22 protein-coding genes are annotated in these 20849 nt (G+C 61.9%); 13 read left to right on the top strand and 9 right to left on the bottom strand.

Features of this window, described 5'->3' with window-relative positions:
• Window positions 1–36: 36 nt before the first annotated feature.
• A complete protein-coding gene (locus SFY93_RS28860) occupies window positions 37–219 on the bottom strand; it encodes a hypothetical protein (RefSeq protein ID WP_231079223.1) in 183 nt (60 codons plus the stop codon).
• 200 nt (window positions 220–419) lie between these two features.
• Between SFY93_RS28860 and SFY93_RS28855 the strand changes: the two genes are divergently transcribed.
• The 3 genes from SFY93_RS28855 to SFY93_RS28845 all read left to right on the top strand — a co-directional run bounded on the left by SFY93_RS28855 (window position 420) and on the right by SFY93_RS28845 (window position 2650).
• Entirely contained in the window at window positions 420–1142 is a 723-nt protein-coding gene (locus SFY93_RS28855; RefSeq protein WP_320445510.1) for a DUF3750 domain-containing protein, read from the top strand.
• A 74-nt stretch (window positions 1143–1216) separates the two neighbouring features.
• Window positions 1217–2179 carry an alpha/beta fold hydrolase gene (locus tag SFY93_RS28850; protein ID WP_320445509.1) on the top strand — a complete coding sequence of 321 codons (963 nt, stop codon included), beginning with the start codon at window positions 1217–1219 and terminating at the stop codon, window positions 2177–2179.
• 42 nt (window positions 2180–2221) lie between these two features.
• Entirely contained in the window at window positions 2222–2650 is a 429-nt protein-coding gene (locus SFY93_RS28845; protein ID WP_093757146.1) for an OsmC family protein, read from the top strand.
• 58 nt (window positions 2651–2708) lie between these two features.
• Here the strand turns inward: SFY93_RS28845 and pyk are convergent, their stop codons facing one another.
• Together pyk and SFY93_RS28835 are read right to left on the bottom strand one after the other, a co-directional pair.
• Window positions 2709–4142 carry a pyruvate kinase gene (gene pyk, locus SFY93_RS28840; RefSeq protein ID WP_068728836.1) on the bottom strand — a complete coding sequence of 478 codons (1434 nt, stop codon included), beginning with the start codon at window positions 4140–4142 and terminating at the stop codon, window positions 2709–2711.
• A complete protein-coding gene (locus SFY93_RS28835) occupies window positions 4139–4747 on the bottom strand; it encodes a DUF1036 domain-containing protein (protein WP_320445508.1) in 609 nt (202 codons plus the stop codon). Before SFY93_RS28835 ends, pyk begins: the two co-directional genes overlap by 4 nt.
• A gap of 177 nt (window positions 4748–4924) precedes the next feature.
• On the opposite strand from SFY93_RS28835, the gene SFY93_RS28830 reads away from it, so the two are divergent.
• Window positions 4925–5227 (top strand): DUF1244 domain-containing protein, encoded by a 303-nt coding sequence (locus SFY93_RS28830; protein ID WP_320445507.1) that lies wholly within the window; start codon window positions 4925–4927, stop codon window positions 5225–5227.
• 187 nt (window positions 5228–5414) lie between these two features.
• Complete coding sequence (locus SFY93_RS28825) at window positions 5415–5690, top strand: DUF2312 domain-containing protein (RefSeq protein WP_068728829.1); 276 nt, start codon at window positions 5415–5417, stop codon at window positions 5688–5690.
• A gap of 177 nt (window positions 5691–5867) precedes the next feature.
• Here the strand turns inward: SFY93_RS28825 and SFY93_RS28820 are convergent, their stop codons facing one another.
• From SFY93_RS28820 to SFY93_RS28800, 5 genes are all read right to left on the bottom strand, one after another.
• Entirely contained in the window at window positions 5868–7526 is a 1659-nt protein-coding gene (locus tag SFY93_RS28820; RefSeq protein ID WP_414717008.1) for a peptidoglycan L,D-endopeptidase MepK, read from the bottom strand.
• Window positions 7527–7811: 285 nt separating this feature from the next.
• Window positions 7812–10001 carry a L,D-transpeptidase family protein gene (locus SFY93_RS28815; protein WP_320445505.1) on the bottom strand — a complete coding sequence of 730 codons (2190 nt, stop codon included), beginning with the start codon at window positions 9999–10001 and terminating at the stop codon, window positions 7812–7814.
• A 313-nt stretch (window positions 10002–10314) separates the two neighbouring features.
• Window positions 10315–11817, bottom strand: coding sequence for a sigma-54-dependent transcriptional regulator (locus tag SFY93_RS28810; RefSeq protein WP_320445504.1), 1503 nt, complete (start codon window positions 11815–11817; stop codon window positions 10315–10317).
• Window positions 11818–11879: 62 nt separating this feature from the next.
• Window positions 11880–12533, bottom strand: a complete 654-nt coding sequence (locus tag SFY93_RS28805; protein ID WP_320445503.1) for a TerC family protein — start codon at window positions 12531–12533, stop codon at window positions 11880–11882.
• Between the two features lie 139 nt (window positions 12534–12672).
• On the bottom strand, window positions 12673–13014 hold the full coding sequence (locus SFY93_RS28800; protein WP_320445502.1) for a hypothetical protein: 342 nt from the start codon (window positions 13012–13014) through the stop codon (window positions 12673–12675).
• Window positions 13015–13124: 110 nt separating this feature from the next.
• Here SFY93_RS28800 and SFY93_RS28795 point away from each other — a divergent pair, with 110 nt between their 5' ends.
• The 7 genes from SFY93_RS28795 to SFY93_RS28765 all read left to right on the top strand — a co-directional run bounded on the left by SFY93_RS28795 (window position 13125) and on the right by SFY93_RS28765 (window position 19107).
• Window positions 13125–13454, top strand: a complete 330-nt coding sequence (locus SFY93_RS28795; RefSeq protein WP_320445501.1) for a helix-turn-helix domain-containing protein — start codon at window positions 13125–13127, stop codon at window positions 13452–13454.
• Window positions 13451–13888 (top strand): hypothetical protein, encoded by a 438-nt coding sequence (locus SFY93_RS28790; protein WP_320445500.1) that lies wholly within the window; start codon window positions 13451–13453, stop codon window positions 13886–13888. Before SFY93_RS28795 ends, SFY93_RS28790 begins: the two co-directional genes overlap by 4 nt.
• 26 nt (window positions 13889–13914) lie before the next feature.
• On the top strand, window positions 13915–15828 hold the full coding sequence (locus SFY93_RS28785; protein WP_320445499.1) for a M3 family oligoendopeptidase: 1914 nt from the start codon (window positions 13915–13917) through the stop codon (window positions 15826–15828).
• Window positions 15829–16001: 173 nt separating this feature from the next.
• Window positions 16002–16154 carry an aa3-type cytochrome c oxidase subunit IV gene (locus tag SFY93_RS28780; RefSeq protein WP_089265886.1) on the top strand — a complete coding sequence of 51 codons (153 nt, stop codon included), beginning with the start codon at window positions 16002–16004 and terminating at the stop codon, window positions 16152–16154.
• Window positions 16155–16236: 82 nt separating this feature from the next.
• Window positions 16237–17367 (top strand): Re/Si-specific NAD(P)(+) transhydrogenase subunit alpha, encoded by a 1131-nt coding sequence (locus SFY93_RS28775; protein WP_320445498.1) that lies wholly within the window; start codon window positions 16237–16239, stop codon window positions 17365–17367.
• Window positions 17368–17378: 11 nt separating this feature from the next.
• Entirely contained in the window at window positions 17379–17693 is a 315-nt protein-coding gene (locus tag SFY93_RS28770) for a proton-translocating transhydrogenase family protein (RefSeq protein WP_089265888.1), read from the top strand.
• 10 nt (window positions 17694–17703) lie between these two features.
• A complete protein-coding gene (locus SFY93_RS28765) occupies window positions 17704–19107 on the top strand; it encodes an NAD(P)(+) transhydrogenase (Re/Si-specific) subunit beta (RefSeq protein ID WP_320445497.1) in 1404 nt (467 codons plus the stop codon).
• Window positions 19108–19171: 64 nt separating this feature from the next.
• On the opposite strand, the gene SFY93_RS28760 is transcribed toward SFY93_RS28765, so the two are convergent.
• Window positions 19172–19564: a VOC family protein gene (locus tag SFY93_RS28760; RefSeq protein WP_089265890.1), complete on the bottom strand. Its 393-nt coding sequence runs from the start codon at window positions 19562–19564 to the stop codon at window positions 19172–19174.
• Between the two features lie 172 nt (window positions 19565–19736).
• Here SFY93_RS28760 and SFY93_RS28755 point away from each other — a divergent pair, with 172 nt between their 5' ends.
• Window positions 19737–20837 carry a calcium:cation antiporter gene (locus tag SFY93_RS28755; protein WP_320445496.1) on the top strand — a complete coding sequence of 367 codons (1101 nt, stop codon included), beginning with the start codon at window positions 19737–19739 and terminating at the stop codon, window positions 20835–20837.
• Window positions 20838–20849 lie beyond the last annotated feature (12 nt).

The raw sequence follows: 20849 nt of genomic DNA, 5'->3' as shown, positions 1-20849 counted from the left end.
AGACAAGGACGATCCAGAATAGGTGCGTCTGTCGATCTAGTGCAGGACGTTATTGCCGGGCCGGATAGCACCGAACTGGGGTGAAGCGGCATAGAGTTGCTGCAATTCCGCTTCCAGTTGCTCGTTGACCATCAGCAAAGCCTTAAGCGCGCCGCGCAAGTCGCCATTGCAGGTAGAAATAATTTCGTCGATCACAGCATCGGTGGGGCGGGGCGTCATGGAACTATCTCCAGTTCAGATCATGGCGTCAGTCCGCCGCCTGATCATGGCGATAACCGGGCGGGAACGAATGCGTTCCTGTGGATAGTGTGGACAGTTCTTGCTGGCCATTCGTCGCGGCCGCCGTGGCAAAGCTGCAAACTGCCCCCATATCCACAATATTACTTCCCTCCACGGGCCTTTCCTCGGTGAGAAAATTTGTGATTGTCCTGCTCGCGCTTCTCGTCGTTCCCATCGTTGTGTCAGCAGCCAGATACTGGATGGGTGATCGCTCGGTCGATTGGCAGAGCGGGGATCGTTCAAGCGCCGGCCTGTTGCCACCGCCCACCGCGCATCCCGAGGCACTGGTGCGCGTCTTCGCGGCGCGGACCGTGCGCTGGCGCGGTATCTTTGCGGTCCATAGCTGGATCGTCTTCAAGGAGAAGGGCGCGTCGCGCTACACCCGCTACGATTATACGGCATGGGGCGAGCCCATTCGCCTGAATGGATTTGCCGCTGACGGCCGCTGGTTCGGCGACGTGCCGACCGCTATCGCAGCCGCGGATGGTGACGCGGCCACCGCGATGATCCCGAAGATTCAGGCGGCGATCGCCAGCTATTCCTGGCGCTCCTACGGCGACTATCGGGCCTGGCCCGGGCCGAACTCCAACACCTTCGTCGCGGCCGTTCTTGCCGCCGTGCCGGAATTGCGGGTGGCATTGCCGCCCACCGCCATCGGCAAGGATTTTCCCTATGCCGGCAATGCCTTTGGCTGGACACCCTCCGGGACTGGCGTGCGCGCCACGCTGGGCGGCTATCTCGGAGTCACTGCAGGCTGGGTCGAAGGGCTTGAACTCAATCTGCTCGGTGCCGTATTCGGCCTCGACATCCGCCGGCCCGCGATCAAACTGCCGGGCATTGGTCGTCTTGGCGTCAGCGCGTAAATGGCGCGCGGCGCGAAACCCTCAGGATACCGCCGCGTAGCTGGATCGTGCACAAAATTTCCCGGATATCGGCGATGATATCAGTCACTGTGGTGGCCGTGCTATGCGTGCTGGCCGTGGCCACGCAGGTCGGCGTGCTGGTATTCGAGTGTAAATATCCCCCAACGGGTGAGCTTGTCGATGTTACGGGCGGCCGTCTGCATGTGGTGCAGATCGGATCGCGCGATGCATCCGGCCCGCCGATTGTCCTCATCCACGGTGCCACGTCGAGCATGGAGACCATGCGGCTGCCGCTCGGCAATATGCTGGCAGAAAAACACCGCGTCATCCTGATCGACCGTCCTGGCTTTGGCTGGAGCTTGCGTGACGATCTGTCGAACTCTTCTCCGACGATACAGGCGAGGATGATCGACGAGGCGCTCGAAAAACTCGGTGTTGATCAGGCGATCGTCGTGGTGCATTCGCTTGCCGGCGCATTGGGCGCGCTGATGGCGCTGGACTATCCGCAGCGTGTCGCAGGACTGGTCATGCTGGCGGGTGTCACTCATCCCTGGCCCGGTGGCGTTGGCCTCTATAACGAGGTCGTCACCACTCCGGCCATAGGCAAGCTGCTGGCCTATACGATCACGCTGCCGCTTGGCTATTTCCTGACGGGCATGGCCGGCGGCGCAGTGTTTGCGCCGCAGCCGATGCCGGAAGGCTATATCGCGCAGACCGCGACGCAACTTGTGCTGCGACCGCGCAACTTCCTCGCCAATGCCTGGGATCTGGTAACGTTGAAATCCGCCGTCGTGGCGCAGGCATCGCGCTATGCCGATATCAAAGCTCCGACCGTGGTGATCACAGGCTCAGTCGACATCATCGTATCGCCGGAGATTCATTCGCGTCATTTTGCGAAAACTGTGCCGGGCGCCAAACTAATCGTGCTGCCGAACGTTGGTCACATGGTGCAAAATGCTGCTCCTGATCTTATCATGAGGGAGATCGAGGGCATGATCTCGGCCGCTGACACAAAACCGAAGGCCGCCTTGCGCTAACCTCCCGTTCGATCGACTTCAACCCAAATTGAGGAGAATTGCATGACCACGACTTTCGGTTCGGCCAAATGGCAAGGTGGCATCAAGGACGGCAAGGGATCGATTTCCACCAAGAGCGGCGCGCTCGCCGACTATCCCTACGGTTTCGCCAGCCGCTTCGAAGGCAAGCCGGGCTCCAATCCTGAAGAGCTGATCGGCGCCGCCCATGCGGCCTGCTTCACAATGGCGCTGTCTCTGATCCTCGGCGAAGCCGGTTTCAAGGCTGACAATATGGAGACGAAGGCCGACGTGACGCTGGAGAAGCAGGGTGACGGCTTCGCCATTACCAAAGTGCACCTCACGCTCTCGGCCTCTATTCCCGGCGCCGACAAGGCGAAGTTCGACGAACTCACCGCCATGGCAAAGGCCGGCTGCCCGGTGTCGAAGGTGCTGAACGCAGAAATCACGCTCGACGCGACGCTGGTGGGTTAAGCCTCAGGTGGCGGATACAATCTCTCCCGCCATCGCGAGGAGAGGGTGTAACCGTGAACTACATATCCGCGTCGTTTGGCCCGACATAAGCGATGCGGACCATGTTGGTCGCACCTGGTGTGCCGAGCGGTACGCCAGCCACGATGATAATGCGCTGGCCGGCTTTGGCGAAGCCGTCACGGAAGGCGATGCGTCCGGCGCGATCGACCATGTCGTCGAGGTCCTTCGCGTCCTCCGCCACCACACAGTGTACGCCCCACACGACCGACAGCTTGCGACCGGCGGCGAGGTTCGGTGTGATCGCGACCACCGGCGGCTTCGGCCGTTCACGAGCGACGCGGACGGCGGTGGATCCTGAGCTGGTCCAGCAAATGATCGCAGACAGATCCAGCGTTTCGGCGATCTGTCGTGCGGCGTCCGCAATGGCGTCACCGGCGGTAGGCTCGGGCTCGGGGCGCTGAGCCATCAGTACGGTGCGATAGGTCGGATCGCGCTCCACTTCCTCGCCGATGCGGTTCATCGTCGAGACGGCTTCGACCGGGAATTTGCCAGCGGCGGATTCGGCCGACAGCATGACGGCGTCCGCGCCTTCATAGATGGCCGTTGCCACGTCGGAGACTTCGGCGCGCGTCGGCACTGGGCTCTGGATCATCGACTCCAGCATCTGCGTAGCGACCACCACCGGTTTGCCGGCGCGGCGCGCCATGCGCGTCATGCGCTTTTGTAGACTTGGTACCCGTTCCAGCGGCAGTTCGACGCCGAGATCGCCGCGCGCCACCATCAGCGCATCGGACGCTTCCAGAATGGAATCGAGACGGTCGATCGCCTGCGGCTTCTCGATCTTCGACATGATGGATGCGCGGCCGCGCACCAGCCGCTTGGCCTCATGAACGTCTTCGGCGCGCTGCACGAAGGACAGGGCTATCCAGTCGATGCCGGTCTCGAGTGCGGCTTCCAGATCCAGGCGGTCCTTCGGCGTCATGGCCGACACCGGCAGGTCTGTATCGGGCAGGCTGACGCCCTTGCGGTCGGAGATGCGGCCGCCGACCACCACGCGCGTCACCGCGCGGTCGTTCGATGTCTCCTCGGCAATCAGCCGCAGCTTGCCGTCGTCGATCAGCAGCGCATGGCCCGGGCGAAGTGCAGCGAGAATTTCCGGATGTGGCAGGTGCACGCGGGTGGCGTCGCCGGGCGCGGGATCGGAATCCAGCACGAAGCTCTCGCCATTCTTGAGCTGCACACCGCCTTCGGCAAAGGCGCCGACACGCAGCTTCGGGCCCTGCAGATCGACCAGAATGCCGATCGGGCGCCCGTAGCTGCTCTCGACATTGCGGATGGTCTTCACCAGCTCGCGCATCTTGTCATGCGGCGTGTGGCTCATATTGATGCGGAACACGTCGGCACCAGCCTCGAACAGCTTGCGGATCATCGCGCTGTCGGAGGAGGCAGGGCCGAGCGTGGCCAGAATCTTGATGCGGCGTTGACGTCTCATTGTTTGCCTCCCGGCGGTACTGATGGCGGCAGGGTCGTTGACCCGCCCGGGGGCGCGCCACCTGGCGTGTTGGGCAGACCGGGGAAGCCCGCGCCGGGTGCGCCCGGAGGCGGTCCGGTCGGCCCCGGAATGCCCGGCAGCTTCGGCGGTTGTTCGTTGGTTTCGGTCAGTTGCACCGTCCAGGCACGCTGTTCGCCGGTGTCGACCTCAAAAAAACCGGTCCGGTCAAAGCCGCGTGCGAGGCAGTTTTCGGTGCCCTTGATAGTGAATTCCTTGTCGCGGGAGCACATGAAGGCCTGACCCGACCACTCACCACCCCGGTCGTAATCGAGTGCGTAGATATAATAATACCGCGCAACCAGGGTTCCGCGCAGTAAGGTCTCGCAGGCTCGCGATGAGACATTCCACCAGCCCTCGGTGGTCCAGCCTTCGGCATCCTTGTAGCCCAGCGCGATCCCGACCCGGCTTGAGGTGTTGTTGCACAGCCGGAAATCAGCCGCCGCGGGGCTCGCCCACAGGCAAGACAGGGCCACCGCCAGCACCGGCAACAGGCCGGCGAGGGGAACGCGTCGAAAGGGGCGGGAATGGGAATCTCTTGCGGTCATGCGGCGAAGCTATCTCAATTCGTTGACGATTTCGCTTGACCCGGCGGGCCTGTCAACGGTCGCGGAACCAATTCTGTCCCGCCAGGCGGTTTGCGTTGTGATATGGCAAAATCTGTGACAGCGCCCATGTTACATGAAGACGACAGGCCGGTATCGGGTGCAACAGCGAGACCATTCATGGCGATTGACGACAAGATCCAGACCGAACTCGAGGCCGCCGCCTTTCGCCGGCTGGTAGACCATTTGCGCGGTCGCACCGATGTGCAGAATATCGACCTGATGAATCTGGCCGGCTTCTGTCGGAACTGCCTGTCAAACTGGCTGAAGGACGCTGCCGACGCCAAGGGCGTGGCGATGACCAAGGATGAGAGCCGCGAAGCGATTTACGGCATGCCTTACGAGACCTGGAAATCGCTGCATCAGGTCGAGGCCAAACCCGAACAAATTGAGGCTATGAAGAAAGTGCACAGCGGGCACTGACTATTTCTCGTCTTTTTGAGGCATGAAATCAAAGCTGTGGGGGCACTGTGGATGACCGCGAAGGCGCCTTGACGCAAGGCGCCGTGGTCTTGAGTGTCATTTCCTTAAGATTAATGCGCGCATAACGCTGCGCACTAAACCCACCCCATATCCGCTTAAAGCAACATCAGTTCACCAGGAGTTTTCGATGGCCACCTCTGCTGCGTCCGTGCTGGACGATCAGGCGACACATTCTTTCGCCAAGGATCAGCTCAAGGCTATCGTCGAGCGTATCGAGCGCCTTGAAGAAGAAAAGAAGACGATCTCTGACGACATCAAGGACGTCTATGGCGAAGCCAAAGGCAACGGCTACGACGTGAAGGCGCTGCGCACCATCATCCGCATGCGCAAGCAGGACGCCAACGAGCGCGCCGAGCAGGAGACAATCCTCGAGACCTACCTGCAGGCCTTGGGAATGCTGTAAGGCGCTTAGCGCGCCAATACTCAAGCCAAACACTCAGGTGTCATACGCGGGCAAAAGCGCGAAGCGCGTCTTCGCGCTAGACGGCCCGCGTATCCATCCAGCCAGCCACAAAAATAGCGATGGATGGCCTGGTCAAGCCCGGCCATGACACCATTATAGTCTGAGAAATTCGCGCTCTTAGCGCAGCGACGCCGTGCGCATCACAAACGCAGTCGTCGCAAGCGAGGCCGTTGCCGAGCCAGTGAAGCGGTCGCAGACCAGACCGAGCTGCGGATCATCCGAGAAAGTCATCGCCACCACCGCCTGCGGCTTGACGAAGTGCGCGCGCAAGATGGTCATGTCGCCGTCGCCCATCACTGAGGCCGACATCGACGTGGTGGCGCTCGGCGCGAGGATCATTGCGCGCATCCAGACATGGTTGTCGGGAATGACTGCTGCGGTCAGGCGGGTCGCTACGGTGACGGTGCTGTTCTGGCCCTGAGCGCCCTTCGCGACCACGGTCGTGATGTTATTCACCGCCATCGGGTTCTTGGCCACGGAGGCCGGACGCATGCTGCGTGGGATCGGCGCGCTGGCGGCAACGACATTAGCGCGGTCAACCGGCGAGTTGGCCGGCGGCGCATAGGCCATCGCCTTGGCGAAGCTGGACTCGGTGGCGGCCGGCTGCGGATCTACCACATTGGCCAAGGCCTGCCGTGCGGTGATCGCGGCGACCTGCTGCGGCGTGGCCTGTTTCGGCGCCGGCATATCATCCCAGAAGCCGCGGGCATTGATAATATCGGCCGGCGTCTGCGGCCGGTTGTCGGCCTTGGCCGCGGGCGCCGGAATCGGTGCCTTCGGGCGCGGTACCGGAACGGTCTCGGTGTCAGCCGATGCGAGCTGATAGGTTGCCGCTGCGGCCGGCTTGGAGCGCGGCATCGGAACGGGGTCCGAAGACTTCGCCTCAGCCAGCTTCGTTTCGGCCTGCTTCGTATCGACCGGTTTCGCAGGCATCGCGGCGGCCATCGTGCCGACAGGCGATGGCTTGGCGGGTGCGATCGCGGCTGCTGCGCTCTCGTCTTCGTCGTCATTCGACTTGCCGCCACGGAACAGCGAGGCGAACAAGCCCGGCTTGCTCTTGGCAAAAGCTGCACTATCGCCATCGCCGCGCTTCTCGATCTCAGCCATTGCCAGCTGATAACCAGCCAATGGACGGCCGTCGGTCGGCAAATGCACGGTGCGGCCGTCGGGGAAGACGCGCGCCAGCTGGTCATGCGTCATGCGCGGCCAGTGACGGATGCTGCCGGTGTCGAGATGCACGAAAGGCGAGCCGGAGGTCGGATAGAAGCCAACGCCGCCGCGCTGCAGGCGCAAACCGGCAAAGCGGATCTTTTCCAGCGCCACGCCGGGAATGAAGAAGTCCATCGCGTGGCCGAGCATATGCTGGCTGGCGCGAGCGACGCCGGACGAGCGGCGGCGGAGCATGGCGTTGGTGGTGGGGGAGCGATAGGCGGAGATAATCTGGATCGGCGCCTTGCCGTCGACGTCGCGATAGACCTCCCAGAGGATGTCGAACAGGCGACGATCCATGTTGGTCTGGTCCTGGCTGCGCCAGTCGCGGAGGAAGTAGTTGATCTTCTTCATCGCGTCGTCGTCATAGCGGCCGTTGCGCTTGAACGTGACGGTGAGGTCTTCGCCTGAATGGGTGTGGTGGAAAGAGAGGGTGCGGGTTTCGTCGAGAGCGGTGGCGTTATGGACGGAGCTGGCGCCTGCCATGAGCAGAACTGAAGCGAGGCCGGCATGAAAGCCAGCGCGCGATGTCCGCAATCTCGTTTTGCGTGCGAAACCGCTCAGCACGTATGAACCCACCCAAGTCGACAACTCTCTCGCTACCCCATGCGGCGACAGAGAGTGAACGTACTCTTAAAACGGGAGGGTTAACCGAGATTTACAACCCATCCCCCCAAGCGGGCTTTTCAGCCAGCCATTAAACTTAACCTATTGAGTATGGCGAAAAATAGCCCGCTGCCGGGTTCCAGATGGACGATGGTTAATCTGGATAAAGGGCGAAACATAAAAAGGGCTCCACCGGAAGGTGAAGCCCTTGATAAGTCTTTCGAATTTTGAGGACTGGCGTCGCGCTTAGCGGGTCACCGTCCGGCGTGGTTTCTGACCGGGCGCAACAGGTTGTGGTGTCGGCGTACCGCCGCCGAACAGGCGCTCGAAGAAGGACAGGCCGCCATTGCTGGCCATGCGCGAGCCGTTGTCGTTGAAGGCCACGCCCTGCGGGATATCTGCGCGCGGGCGCGAATAGCTCGGCTGGGCCCGGGCGACGACCTGCTCCAGATCCTTGTTCTTGCCGCCACGGAGCAACTGCATCATCTGCGCGTCACGGCCGTAGATGTCCTTGCGCAGCTGCAGCTTGCCAGCGTCATCGACGAAGGCGGTCTGGTAAGTGATGTTCACCGGGATCGGCGTCGGGAATTTCAGGTCGATCTCGCTGCGGCCATACATGCCGCGAACCTTCTCCGGCGTGTAGTGCTCGTTCGGCATCGTGATGTTCAGCAGTGTCGCGGCGTATTGATCCGGATTCTGCACGCGCATGCAGCCGTGGCTGAAGGCGCGCTCGTCGCGGCCGAACAGGTTCTTGTCCGGTGTGTCGTGCTGATAGACGAGGAACTTGTTCGGGAAGTTGAAGCGGATGCGGCCCAGCGCGTTGGCCTCACCGGGGGGCTGCGCAATGTGAATGCTGCCGTCGGAATTGCGCGTCAGCTTCAGGCCCATGCGGTCAAGCACCGTTGGGTCCTGCTGCAGGGCGGGCAGGTATTCGTTGTAGATGATCGACGGCGGCACGTTCCAGGTCGGATTGACCGTGATGTACTTCATCGTTTCGGTCATCAGCGGCGTGGCGTGATTGCCCGGCTTGCCGACGACCACGCGCGTGGTCCAGACCTGTGCACCGTTCTGCATCACTTTCAGCGTATAGTCAGGGATGTTCAGCATCACATAGGCATTGCCGACTGCGGACGCGCCGAGCTGGCGCGGCAGCCAGCGCCAACGTTCCATGTTGACCAGCACCGTATCGATGTGGCGATCACGCTTCGGCGAATTCATCGCGCGCACGGTGGCCTCGTCCAGCACGCCGGTGGCCTTCAGGTCGTTGCTGGCCTGATACTTGCGGACGGCGTCGGCGACGGCAGCGTCGTATTTGGTCTCGGCCGGATTCTCGACGTTCAGGCGTGCGCGCAGCAAGGGCACGCGCGGGTCGTCCATCACGGTCGGGTTCGGATTTTTCTTCGTGGCCTTGGCGAAACGCAGAGCCGGGCCCTCGCCGATGGGCTGTACTGGCGTTGCGGTTTCGCCGCGCAGTTCAGCGAGCTTCTTCTTCAGCTCCTGATAGCCCTTGTGCGGCGGGTTGTAGGCGTCGAGGGCTGCCGAAGCATTCTTCGCCGTCGAGATATTGGCGAGCACTTCCGCCGGATCGGTCGGATGCTCCGGATACATGATGTCGCCAGCCACCTGCGACCAGTGCATGCGGCCGCTCTGTGCCTGGCGGGCATAGTCGAGCATGCTGGCGGTGAGCTTCAGCTCCGCCTCGGCGAGCGCATCGGGCGTATTCGCCGAGGCGAAATCCGGCACGGGATAGTCGGCAGCGTCGAGGCCGTCAGACGCGGCGTCCTTGAGGCGCGCAATGACGCCCTTGGCGGCAGGGGTCGTTGCGCCGCCCTGGGTCCAGATCGGAGCGAAGTCGCGTGCGGTATAGAACTTTTCGACCGCGGCGCGCTCGCCCTTGCGGTCGAAATAGCGCGTGGACTTGGCGCCGAACATGTCGCGCAGCTTCTCGGCCACCGGCTGATCGCTGGATGCAACGGTGGTTGCGGGCTTGCTGACTTCCTTTGCGACGTCCTTGGCCGGCTCGGCGGCGGGGGCAGCCGGTGCGACGGCGGTTGCTGCCGGCGGTGTTGCAGCGGCAGGCGCGGTTGCGGCGTCGTTCGGCTTCACATCCTCGGGCGCTTTGGCTGCCTCAGTTGCCTTCGGCGTATCGGTCGAGACCGAACCGATGGTCTTCTCGGACGCCTTGCCAGCATCGGGCACGGACGCTGTGGTCTCGGCCTTCGGGGCGTCGGCCTTGAAGTCGGCAGCGGTCGGCGGGGCAACATTGGCGGGTTCGGGGCGCGGGACCGCCGCATCAATGGCGAGTTCGGAGACACTGTCGCGGGGCGCTGCGCTCTGGGCAGCGGCAGCGGCGCCAGCGGAGACCGTCAGGAATGTCGCGGCCACGGCCATCAGCACGTGGTCGAATCCAGAACGGCCCTTGGAATAGTCTCGCATTCTCGCACCTCATTAGGTGAGCTGCTCCGCCATGGAACAGTTCTAGTCTGACGTCACCAGCTTCGGCTGAAGCAGTCGCGTTGTTTGCCTGCTCGCTCCGATTCAGAGCTCTTTCTGTGCAGACGATACACGCGCCCGGCACAAGCGCTAGCGCTTGTCGGACATGTCACAACAAACTGACCTCAACATCCCCGGTTTGCAACGCATACCGGGGTTTCACCGATGCTTTTGACTTTGTGTGTCACCAGACCGCAACGGTTCAAGTTCCATAGCGATCGCAACAACATGTTCAATCGCGTGCGAGGCGAGAAGTTCAGTTCGACGGTGCGGAATCCGCAATCGATGAATCTTTCTCCGCTGCCTCATCGAGCTTGCGGTAGAGTGTCGAGCGGCCGATTTTCAGGCGCCGTGCGACTTCCGACATCTGGCCGCGATAATGCGCAATGGCAAAGCGGATGATCTCGGATTCGAGCTCTTCCAGTGCCCTTACCTCGTTCTCGGCTGTCAGCATGGACAGGTTTCCAGCGGCGAGCGATATCGGGGCTGCGTCGATGCCCGGTACCATGGTCGGCGCCATCGTGTGGAAGACGGGGTCTACAATCAGTGGCGCGACCGCCGATGCCACGATCGATGGTGCGTGCGCGGTTGTTTGCGGGAAGTCGGCCAGTCCGAGTTGATCACCTTCGCTCATCACCACGGCGCGGTAGACGGCGTTTTCCAGCTGCCGGATATTGCCCGGCCAGTCGAGCTGCGTGAGCATCGTCATGGCGTCGCCGGCGATACTGGTAATCGGCCTGTTCTCCTCGGCGCAGAAGCGCGCCAGGAAATGCCGCAGCAGGTACGGAATGTCCTCGCGGCGCGCCCGGAGCGGCGGCACTGTCAGCGGCAACACATGCAGGCGATAGAACAGGTCTTCCCGGAATTGCCCGGCTTTGACGAGATCGAGCAGCTTGCGATTGGTGGCCGAGATGATGCGGACATCGACCTTGACGGGCTTGCGCCCGCCCACGGCCTCGACCGAACCTTCCTGAAGCGCGCGCAGCAGCTTCACCTGCGCCGATAGCGGCAGCTCGCCGACTTCGTCGAGAAACAGCGTGCCGCCGTGAGCCTCGACAAACTTGCCGAGATGCCGGTCGGTGGCGCCGGTAAAGGCGCCCTTCTCGTGGCCGAACAGGATCGACTCCACGAGATTGTCGGGAATGGCACCGCAATTGACGGCGACGAATGGCTTGCTGCTGCGCTCGCCCGAGCCATGGATGGCCCGCGCGATCAATTCCTTGCCAACGCCGGACTCGCCTTCGATCAGCACGGGAATGGTGGAAGTCGCCGCCTTGCGCGCCACGCGCAGAAGCGCCTCCATCCCCGCATTGCGGGTGACGATATCGGCGAAAGTCAGCCTGCCTTCGCGGCTATGCTTGATGCGTTGCAATTCGCCCTTCAACGCGCTGGTATTCAGCGCATTGCGCAAGCTCACCTGCAGGCGCTCGACGCCGACAGGCTTGACAACGAAGTCATGCGCGCCGGCACGCATGGCGGACACAACATTCTCGATACCGCCATGGGCGGTCTGGACGATGACGGGGATGCTGAGGCCGAGATCGCGGATCTTTTCGAGCACGCCCATGCCATTGAGGCCGGGCATCATGAGGTCGAGGACCAGCGCGTCGATGGCGGGCGCGTCTGGATCGGTCAACCGGGCAACGGCAGCATCGCCGCTATCGACCGTGATGGCCTCATAGCCGCAGCGCTGCACCATGTTTTCGAGGAGGCGGCGCTGGACGGCGTCGTCATCGGCGATGAGGATTCGTTCGGCCACGGCAACTCCAGAGCGGGTATGTCCCGATTTGAGCCACCATGGCGATCAAAGCCTTAATGCTTTCATAACACCGGGGCGAGGTAAGCCGTCGCATAGGGCCAAACTTCACTGGCGCCGCGATAGATCATGTCGCCCGCCACATAGAGAATGATGGCGAGGCCGACATAGGCGATCCAGCGATGCTTCTGCAGCAGCTTGGCGATGACGGAGGCGGCGAGACCCATCAGCGCGATCGACAGCATCAGGCCGAAGATGAGGATGCCTGGATGTTCGCGCGCTGCGCCCGCGACCGCGAGCACGTTGTCCAGCGACATCGACACATCGGCGACGGTGATCTGCCAGATCGCCTGGCCGAGCGTCTTGCGCGGTCCGTTGGTCGTACCATCGGTGTTGAGCTGATTTTCGAGCGCGTCGAGGTCGTGCTCATGTCCGGCGCGCAATTCGCGCCACATCTTCCAGCACACCCACAGCAAGAGGATGCCGCCGGCCAGCAGCAGGCCGATGATCTGCAGCAGTTGAACGGTGACGCTGGCGAAGCCGATACGCAGGATGGTGGCGGCGATGATGCCGATCAGGATCGCCTTGCCGCGCTGTTCCTTGGGGAGGCCGGCTGCGGCGAGGCCAATGACGATGGCGTTGTCGCCGGCGAGGACCAGGTCGATCATCACGACCTGGAAAAGTGCAGTCATAGCTTCAGCGGTGAAGAATTCTGTCATGTGGGCCTCTCCGTATGAACGTCCAGTCCGACATCACAGTTCGGGTGAACTGCCAGAGGGGCCCGGGCCAGGACGTGCTTGTTAAAAAGTCGTGCTTTGCAAAAACATGCGGGTTTGATCCCGCGGTTGATCCGATCCGTTACTCGGGTTGATCCGAGAGGGTGACGAGCCGAACCATCTGGTCGGGCTCAATGAAGATGCTGATTCCGACCCCGATGAAGGTCAGGACGCCGGCGACATCTAACCAGGTTGCGCGCCGTGCGAGACTTCGCGGAAGCGACGCGCCGCCGGCCATCAATGCTGCAAGTGCGAATAGCAGGGTGGCGACCATCGGCGCCAGCGCGTCGAGCGAGACAAATGCGCGCAACGCCAGTGCCGCGGTCAGCGCCAGTAGAAGGCTTGCGGCAAACAGCTCCTTGACCCGGTGAGGGGCAGGAGGCGCATACTTGCACCCGATGCTGTCGCGATCCGTAAAGGCCATCGTTGTCCCGTCGGGTATTGTTCCATCCCGTCCGCAACGTTCTTGCAGCTCGATAGTCGTGCTACAGGAAGTCGTCAGATTCTCAATTCATATTGGATAGTTTCGTAATCATGAAACGTGGCGAAAATCAAGAGAATTTCGCTGGAGCGCAGCGCGGCAAAGCCTTGCCGGAAGCGCGGCAGTTGCGAAAACAGGCGGGGGATTGGCTAAAGGCGCGCCGTGCGGAGGCCGGCCTGTCGCAGGTCGATCTCGCCGCTAAGCTCGGTCTCAAATACTACACGTTCATTTCGCAGGTTGAGAACGGCTTCAGCCGGGTGCCCACTGAAACGATGGAAGCATGGGCTATTGCGCTCAGCCTGGAACCTGCGGCCTTCGCCAGACATTTACTAGTGTATTACGAGCCGGAATTGCACCGTCTTTTATTCGGAGCATCCAAATGAACGTCATCGCATTCCAGCCAAAGTCGTTGCAGGGCGCATGGAGTGAGGCAGAGCTTTGCACGCTCGCCGAGACCCTCAAACTTGGACGTCACGGTCACGACTGGGACACCGGCATGACCGAACACGGCGACGCGCAGTTTTACGTGTTGGGGCCGCAGCCGGAGCAGGCCTGCGACGTGTGCGTATCGCGGATCGGCGGCCGGTACATTCTCGAAGACGGCACCGGGCGCCTGTTGTTCGAGCATCGCAGCCTGCCGCTGGTGGCCGCGCATGCCCGCACTGCGTTGCGCAGGACGCGATGGTGGCTTGTCGCACGGGTTGTCATGGTGTGGTGTACGATTCGCCATATGCTTCATGACGAGATCGAACCCTTGATGACCGAGGGCGAAGAACTGCTTGTCCATTTCGCTCCGCAGCTCGCTGCTTTCGTGTGACGGCTGCATCCTAACCGAAAGTATTCATGACGAAATCTGCGACTGCCCGGACCGCCAAGCCTTCTCGAAAGACCGCTTCCCGCAAAACTGTTTCGCGTAAATCCGCCCCGGCCAAAAAGGCGGTGCGCAAGGTGGCGTCGAAATCATCGGCCAAATCGCAAGCAGGGGGCAAGCTGCCGGAATGGAATCTCGCGGATCTCTATACGGCGATCGATGCGCCAGAGATTGCCGGGGATCTGGACAAGATCGACGCCGAATGCGCGGCCTTCGAGGCAGACTATAAAGGCAAGCTCGCGGAAGAGACTGCCAAGCCGGGCGGCGGTGTCTGGCTCGCCGGTGCCGTGAAGCGCTTTGAAGCGATCGACGATCTCGCCGGCCGGCTCGGCTCCTATGCCGGTCTCGTCCATGCCGGCGACAGCGTCGATCCTGCGATTTCGAAATTCTACGGCGACGTCTCCGAGCGCATCACCGCGGCGTCGGTGCATCTCCTCTTCTTCGGTCTCGAACTCAACCGTATCGATGATGCCGTCATCGAACAGGCGATGCAGACGCCCGAGCTCGGCCACTACCGGCCGTGGATCGAAGACAGCCGCAAGGACAAGCCCTATCAGCTCGAGGACCGCGTCGAGCAGCTGTTTCACGAAAAGTCCCAGACCGGTTATGGCGCCTTCAACCGCCTGTTTGATCAGACAATCGCGGGGCTTCGCTTCAAGCTCGGCGGCAAGGAGTTGGCGATCGAGCCAACGTTGACCATGCTGCAGGACCGCGCGCCGGCCAAGCGCAAGGCGGCCGGGCAAGCGCTGGCGAAAACCTTCAAGGCCAATGAGCGCACCTTTGCGCTGATCACCAACACGCTGGCCAAGGACAAGGAAATCTCCGACCGCTGGCGCGGTTTCCAGGATATTGCGGATTCCCGCCATCTCAACAATCGCGTCGAGCGCGAAGTGGTGGACGCACTAGTATCATCGGTGTGCGCGGCCTATCCGCGGCTGTCGCATCGCTATTATCAATTGAAGGCGCGCTGGTTCGGCAAGAAGAAGCTCGCCCATTGGGACCGCAACGCGCCGCTGCCATTCGCACCGACCGGCACGATTCCATGGTCGGACGCGCAGGACATGGTGCTGACCGCCTATGGCGCGTTTTCACCCGACATGGCCAATATCGCCAAGCGCTTCTTCACCGATCGCTGGATCGATGCGCCGGTGCGCCCGGGCAAGGCGCCCGGAGCGTTCTCGCATCCGACCACGCCGTCGGCACATCCCTATGTGTTGATGAACTATCAGGGCAAGCCGCGCGACGTGATGACGCTCGCCCACGAACTCGGCCATGGCGTGCATCAGGTGCTCGCCGCCCGCAACGGTGCGCTGATGGCGCCGACGCCGTTGACGCTGGCCGAAACCGCCAGCGTGTTCGGCGAGATGCTGACCTTCAAACGGCTGCTGTCGCAGACCAAGAGCGCCAAGCAGCGTCAGGCGCTGCTGGCGGGAAAGGTCGAGGACATGATCAACACGGTGGTGCGGCAGATCGCGTTCTATTCATTCGAGCGCGCTGTTCACACCGAGCGTCGCCACGGCGAACTCACCGCGCAGCGGCTTGGCGAACTCTGGCTCAGCGTGCAGACTGAAAGCCTTGGGCCGGCGATCGAGATCAAACCGGGTTACGAGAACTTCTGGATGTACATCCCGCACTTCATCCATTCGCCGTTCTACGTCTACGCCTATGCCTTCGGCGATTGCCTCGTGAATTCGCTCTATGCGGTCTACGAGAACGCCCAGGAAGGTTTTGCGGAACGCTACCTCGCGATGCTCGCCGCCGGTGGCACCAAGCACTATTCCGAACTGCTGAAGCCCTTTGGTCTCGACGCCAAGGACCCGACCTTCTGGGATGGCGGGTTGTCGGTTATCGCCGGGATGATCGATGAGCTTGAGGCGATGGGTTAGGCAGCCCCTCGCATCAATTCGATAGGGCGAAAAATTAGGCAGGTGCAGTCATCCACCGGCCTGATGCACTGCGGTATGCAAAGATTGCCGTGGTATGCCAGCAACCGTTGCTCTCCATATCCAATTGCGCTAATTCCGTGGCAACATACGAAAGTACGAGGCAGGAGACCCTGATGTCCGATCACAGCGAAGTCGCTTACACCACGGCCGATGGCAACGACTATCCGGCGCATGAGCAGACCTATGAGGGCTTTCTCATGCTGGTGAAGTGGGGCACCATCGGCGTCATCGCCATCGTGGCCCTGATGGGCATCTTCCTCACCTGATCTATCGCCGATTGCGCCGCCCGACTCGGGTGGCGTCCTGTCCTGTTTGCTCACGCGCGTGCCTTGCGCCGCCGGAGGCCCCATGAAGATTGCCGTTGCCAAGGAAATCGATCCGTCCGAACCGCGCGTGGCGATCTCGCCCGACACGGTGAAGAAGTTCAAGGCGCTCGGCGTCGATGTGGCGATTGAGCCTGGCGCCGGCATCAAGTCCGGCCTGCCGGATTCGGAATACACGGCCGTGGGCGCCACCATCAGCGCCGATGCGGTGAAGGACGCCGACATCGTCATCAAGGTGAAGCGTCCCGAGGCGTTCGAACTCGCCGGTTACAAGCGCGGTGCGCTGGTGATCGCGATCATGGACCCCTATGGCAACGACGCCGCACTGAAGGCGATGGCGGATGCCGGCGTGTCGGCCTTCGCGATGGAGCTGATGCCGCGGATCACCCGTGCGCAGGTGATGGACGTGCTGTCGAGCCAGGCCAATCTCGCCGGCTACCGTGCTGTCATCGAGGCCGCCGAAAGCTTCGGCCGCGCCTTCCCGATGATGATGACAGCCGCCGGCACCATTCCGGCCGCCAAGGTATTCGTCATGGGCGTCGGCGTCGCCGGCCTGCAGGCGATCGCGACCGCGCGCCGCCTCGGCGCCGTGGTCACCGCGACGGACGTGCGCCCGGCCACCAAAGAGCAGGTCGAGAGCCTCGGCGCGAAATTCCTGGCCGTGGAAGACGACGAGTTCAAGAACGCGCAGACCGCCGGCGGCTACGCCAAGGAAATGTCCAAGGAATATCAGGCCAAGCAGGCCGCGCTCACCGCCGAGCATATCAAGAAGCAGGACATCATCATCACCACCGCGCTGATCCCGGGCCGGCCCGCGCCGCGTCTGGTCACCGCCGAGATGGTGGCGTCCATGAAGCCCGGTTCGGTGCTGGTCGACCTCGCCGTCGAACGCGGCGGCAATGTGGAAGGTGCCAAGCCCGGCGAAGTTGTTGACGTCAACGGCATCAAGATCGTTGGTTATACTAATGTCGCGGGCCGCGTCGCCGCCTCCGCGTCGAGCCTCTATGCGCGCAACCTGTTTTCCTTCATCGAAACGTTGGTCAACAAAGAGACCAAGGCACTCGCGGTGAACTGGGACGACGAACTGGTCAAGGCAACGGCCTTGACCAAGGACGGCGCCGTCATTCATCCGAACTTTCAGCCGAAGACCGCTTAAGGAGCGCTGCCATGGATCATGCCTCGCTGGTCAGCCCGTTCGTCTTTCAGCTCTCGATCTTCGTGCTTGCCGTGTTTGTCGGCTATTTCGTGGTGTGGTCGGTGACGCCCGCGCTGCATACGCCGCTGATGTCGGTGACCAATGCGATCTCTTCGGTGATCGTGGTCGGCGCACTGCTCGCGGTCGGCGTCAATATGGTCGGCAGTGGCGGCGCCTTGGCGCGCGGCTTCGGCTTCGTCGCGCTGATTTTTGCATGCGTCAATATTTTCGGCGGCTTCCTGGTCACGCAGCGCATGCTTGCGATGTACCAGAAGAAAAAGAAGTAAGGGCAGCCCGATGAACGCCAATCTCGCCGCACTGCTCTACCTCGTCGCGGGCATCCTCTTCATCTTGTCGCTGCGTGGGCTGTCCAGCCCGGCGTCCAGCCGTCAGGGTAACTTCCTCGGCATGGCCGGCATGGTCATCGCTGTGGGCACCACGCTCGCCGCGCATCCGCCCGCCGATGCGCTCGGCTGGATCCTGGTGATCCTCGGCATTGCCATCGGTGGCAGTATCGGTGCCGTCATCGCCAAGCGCGTGCCGATGACCTCGATGCCCGAACTGGTCGCGGCCTTCCACTCGCTGGTCGGCATGGCCGCGGTGCTGGTTGCCGCCGGCGCGTTCTATGCGCCGGAAGCCTTCGGCATTCTCGATCCGGTAACCAAGAAGATCGTCGGCGCCAGCCTCGTCGAAATGTCGCTCGGCGTCGCCATCGGCGCGCTGACCTTCACCGGTTCGGTGATTGCATTCGCCAAGCTCTCCGGCCGCATGAGCGGCGCGCCGATCATCCTGCCGGCGCGTCACGTCATCAATATCGCGCTCGGCCTCGCGCTGCTGTTCTTCATCTATGGTCTGGTGACGTCCGGCTCGGCGGTCGATTTCTGGGTCATCACCGTCATCGCGCTGGTGCTCGGCGCCCTGCTGATCATCCCGATCGGCGGCGCCGACATGCCGGTCGTGATCTCGATGCTGAACTCCTATTCGGGCTGGGCCGCCGCGGGCATCGGCTTCACGCTGGGCAATTCGGCGTTGATCATCACCGGCGCGCTGGTCGGCTCGTCCGGCGCGATCCTGTCCTACATCATGTGCCACGCGATGAACCGCTCGTTCATCTCGGTGATCCTCGGCGGCTTCGGCGGCGAGACCGCCGCTGCTGGCGGCGGCTCGGGCGAACAGAAGCCGGCCAAGCTCGGCTCGGCTGAAGATGCGGCCTTCATCATGAAGAACGCGCAGAAGGTGATCATCGTCCCCGGCTACGGCATGGCGGTGGCACAGGCCCAGCACGCGCTGCGCGAAATGGCCGACACGCTGAAGAAGGAAGGCGTCGAGGTGAAATACGCCATTCATCCGGTGGCAGGCCGTATGCCCGGCCACATGAACGTGCTGCTGGCGGAAGCCAACGTGCCTTATGATGAGGTGTTCGAACTCGAGGACATCAATTCGGAATTCGCGCAGGCTGACATCGCCTTCGTGATCGGCGCCAACGACGTCACCAATCCGGCGGCGGAAGACGACAAGACTTCGCCGATCTACGGCATGCCGGTGCTGCAGGTGTGGAAGGCCGGCACCGTGATGTTCATCAAGCGCTCGCTGGCGTCCGGCTATGCCGGCATCGATAACCCGCTGTTCTATCGCGACAACACCATGATGCTGCTCGGCGACGCGAAGAAGGTGACGGAGAACATCGTCAAGGCGATGTAAGTCCCACCCTGATGACCTTCATCAAAACGCCCGGCTACAAGCCGGGCGTTTTTTGTTTGAAAGGTCAGCTCGCAGCGTCTTCCTTTGGCAAGCGATACAGCGCGCACAGCTTGTTGCCGTCGGGGTCGCGCAGATAGGCCAGATAAAGCTTCACGCCGCCTTCGCGGATGCCCGGCGGTTCTTCGCAGGTGGTGGCGCCATTGGCGATGCCGGCGGCGTGCCAGGCATCGGCTTCTTCCTGCGATTTGGCGAGAAAGCCGATGGTGCCGCCATTGGCAGCGCAAGCAGGCTCGCCATTGATCGGCTTCGACACCGAGAAGGTACCGGTCTTGGTCCGCCAGAAAACCCGGTGGCGATCGACGGCGCCGGGCGGGACGCCCAGCGTGCCGAGCAGCTTGTCATAAAACGACTTCGCGGCTTCGAGGTCGTTGGTGCCGATCATGACATGTGAAAACATCTCGCTTCCTCTCCCACTTTCTTGCAAACTCACCTTCAGGTGATACGCAACTATACGCATCATATGCAGTTTGGCGAGACGGCATGATCCCGCCGCGCAATCGGTTTTGTGGGTCTGCAATAGCGGCGTGTCGCTTGCTGCCGAACCCGTTTTCAATCAGGACACTTGCTTGATGTCAGCACATCCCATGCCCAGATCGTCCTGGATTTTCCCCACGTTGGCCGTTCTGCTTTTTATCGCGACGTCAATTCCTTCGCTCGGGATCGGATTCACGGAGACGACTGCTGGTATTGTGTTCGCGGTTGTTCTGCTGGTCATCCTGTTCGGCACGGTGTTCGCCGCCGTGCATCATGCCGAAGTCATCGCACACAAGATCGGCGAACCGTTCGGCACGCTGTTGCTGACACTGGCCGTGACTATCATCGAGGTGGCGCTGATCGCCTCCATCATGCTGGGTGACAAGGCCGTCCCGACGCTGGCGCGCGATACTGTCTTCGCGGTGGTGATGATCGTTTGCAACGGGTTGGTCGGCATCTGCATCCTCGTTGGAGGGTTGCGTTACCGAGAGCAGGATTTTCAGGTCACGGGGTCGAATATTTATCTCAGCGTACTGATTGTGATGGCGACCATCACGCTGATCCTGCCGAATTACACCCTGACCACTCCGGGACCGTTCTACTCGAACGCACAGCTCGCTTTTGTCAGCGTCGCCACCATCATGCTCTATGCGGTGTTTCTCTACACACAGACCATCCGACATCAGGATTACTTCGTTGCAGACGGAAGTGGCGAAGGTGCCGCAGGCGGGCATGTTTCCAACCGTCTTCTTGCCGTCAGCGCCGTTTTGCTGCTGGTCTCGTTGCTGGCGGTGGTGCTGCTGGCGAAGAAATTCTCGCTGGTGGTGGACGCCGGTATCGAACGGATCGGTGCACCGGAAGCTTTCGCCGGCATTCTCGTGGCGCTGCTGATCTTGCTGCCGGAAAGCGTCGCCGCCATTTCTGCCGCGCGTGGCAACGATCTGCAGAAGAGCATCAACCTCGCACTCGGCTCATCGCTCGCCACTATCGGACTGACGATACCTGCGGTTGCGGTGGCGGCCTATGCGTTAAACAAGGAACTGGTGCTCGGTCTCAGTGCGCAGAAGATGGTGCTGCTGGTGATGACGTTCGTGCTGAGCATGCTGACCTTTGGCACCGGACGCACAAACATCCTGTTCGGGCTGGTTCACTTGGTGGTGTTTGCGGTATTCATCTTCATGGTGTTTGTACCGTGACCACTTTGGAGA

This window comes from Tardiphaga sp. 42S5 (genome assembly GCF_034044155.1).
Lineage (GTDB): Bacteria > Pseudomonadota > Alphaproteobacteria > Rhizobiales > Xanthobacteraceae > Tardiphaga > Tardiphaga robiniae.
The sequence above is the reverse complement of the archived record's forward strand: the minus strand, read 5'-3'. Positions and strand labels throughout refer to the sequence as shown.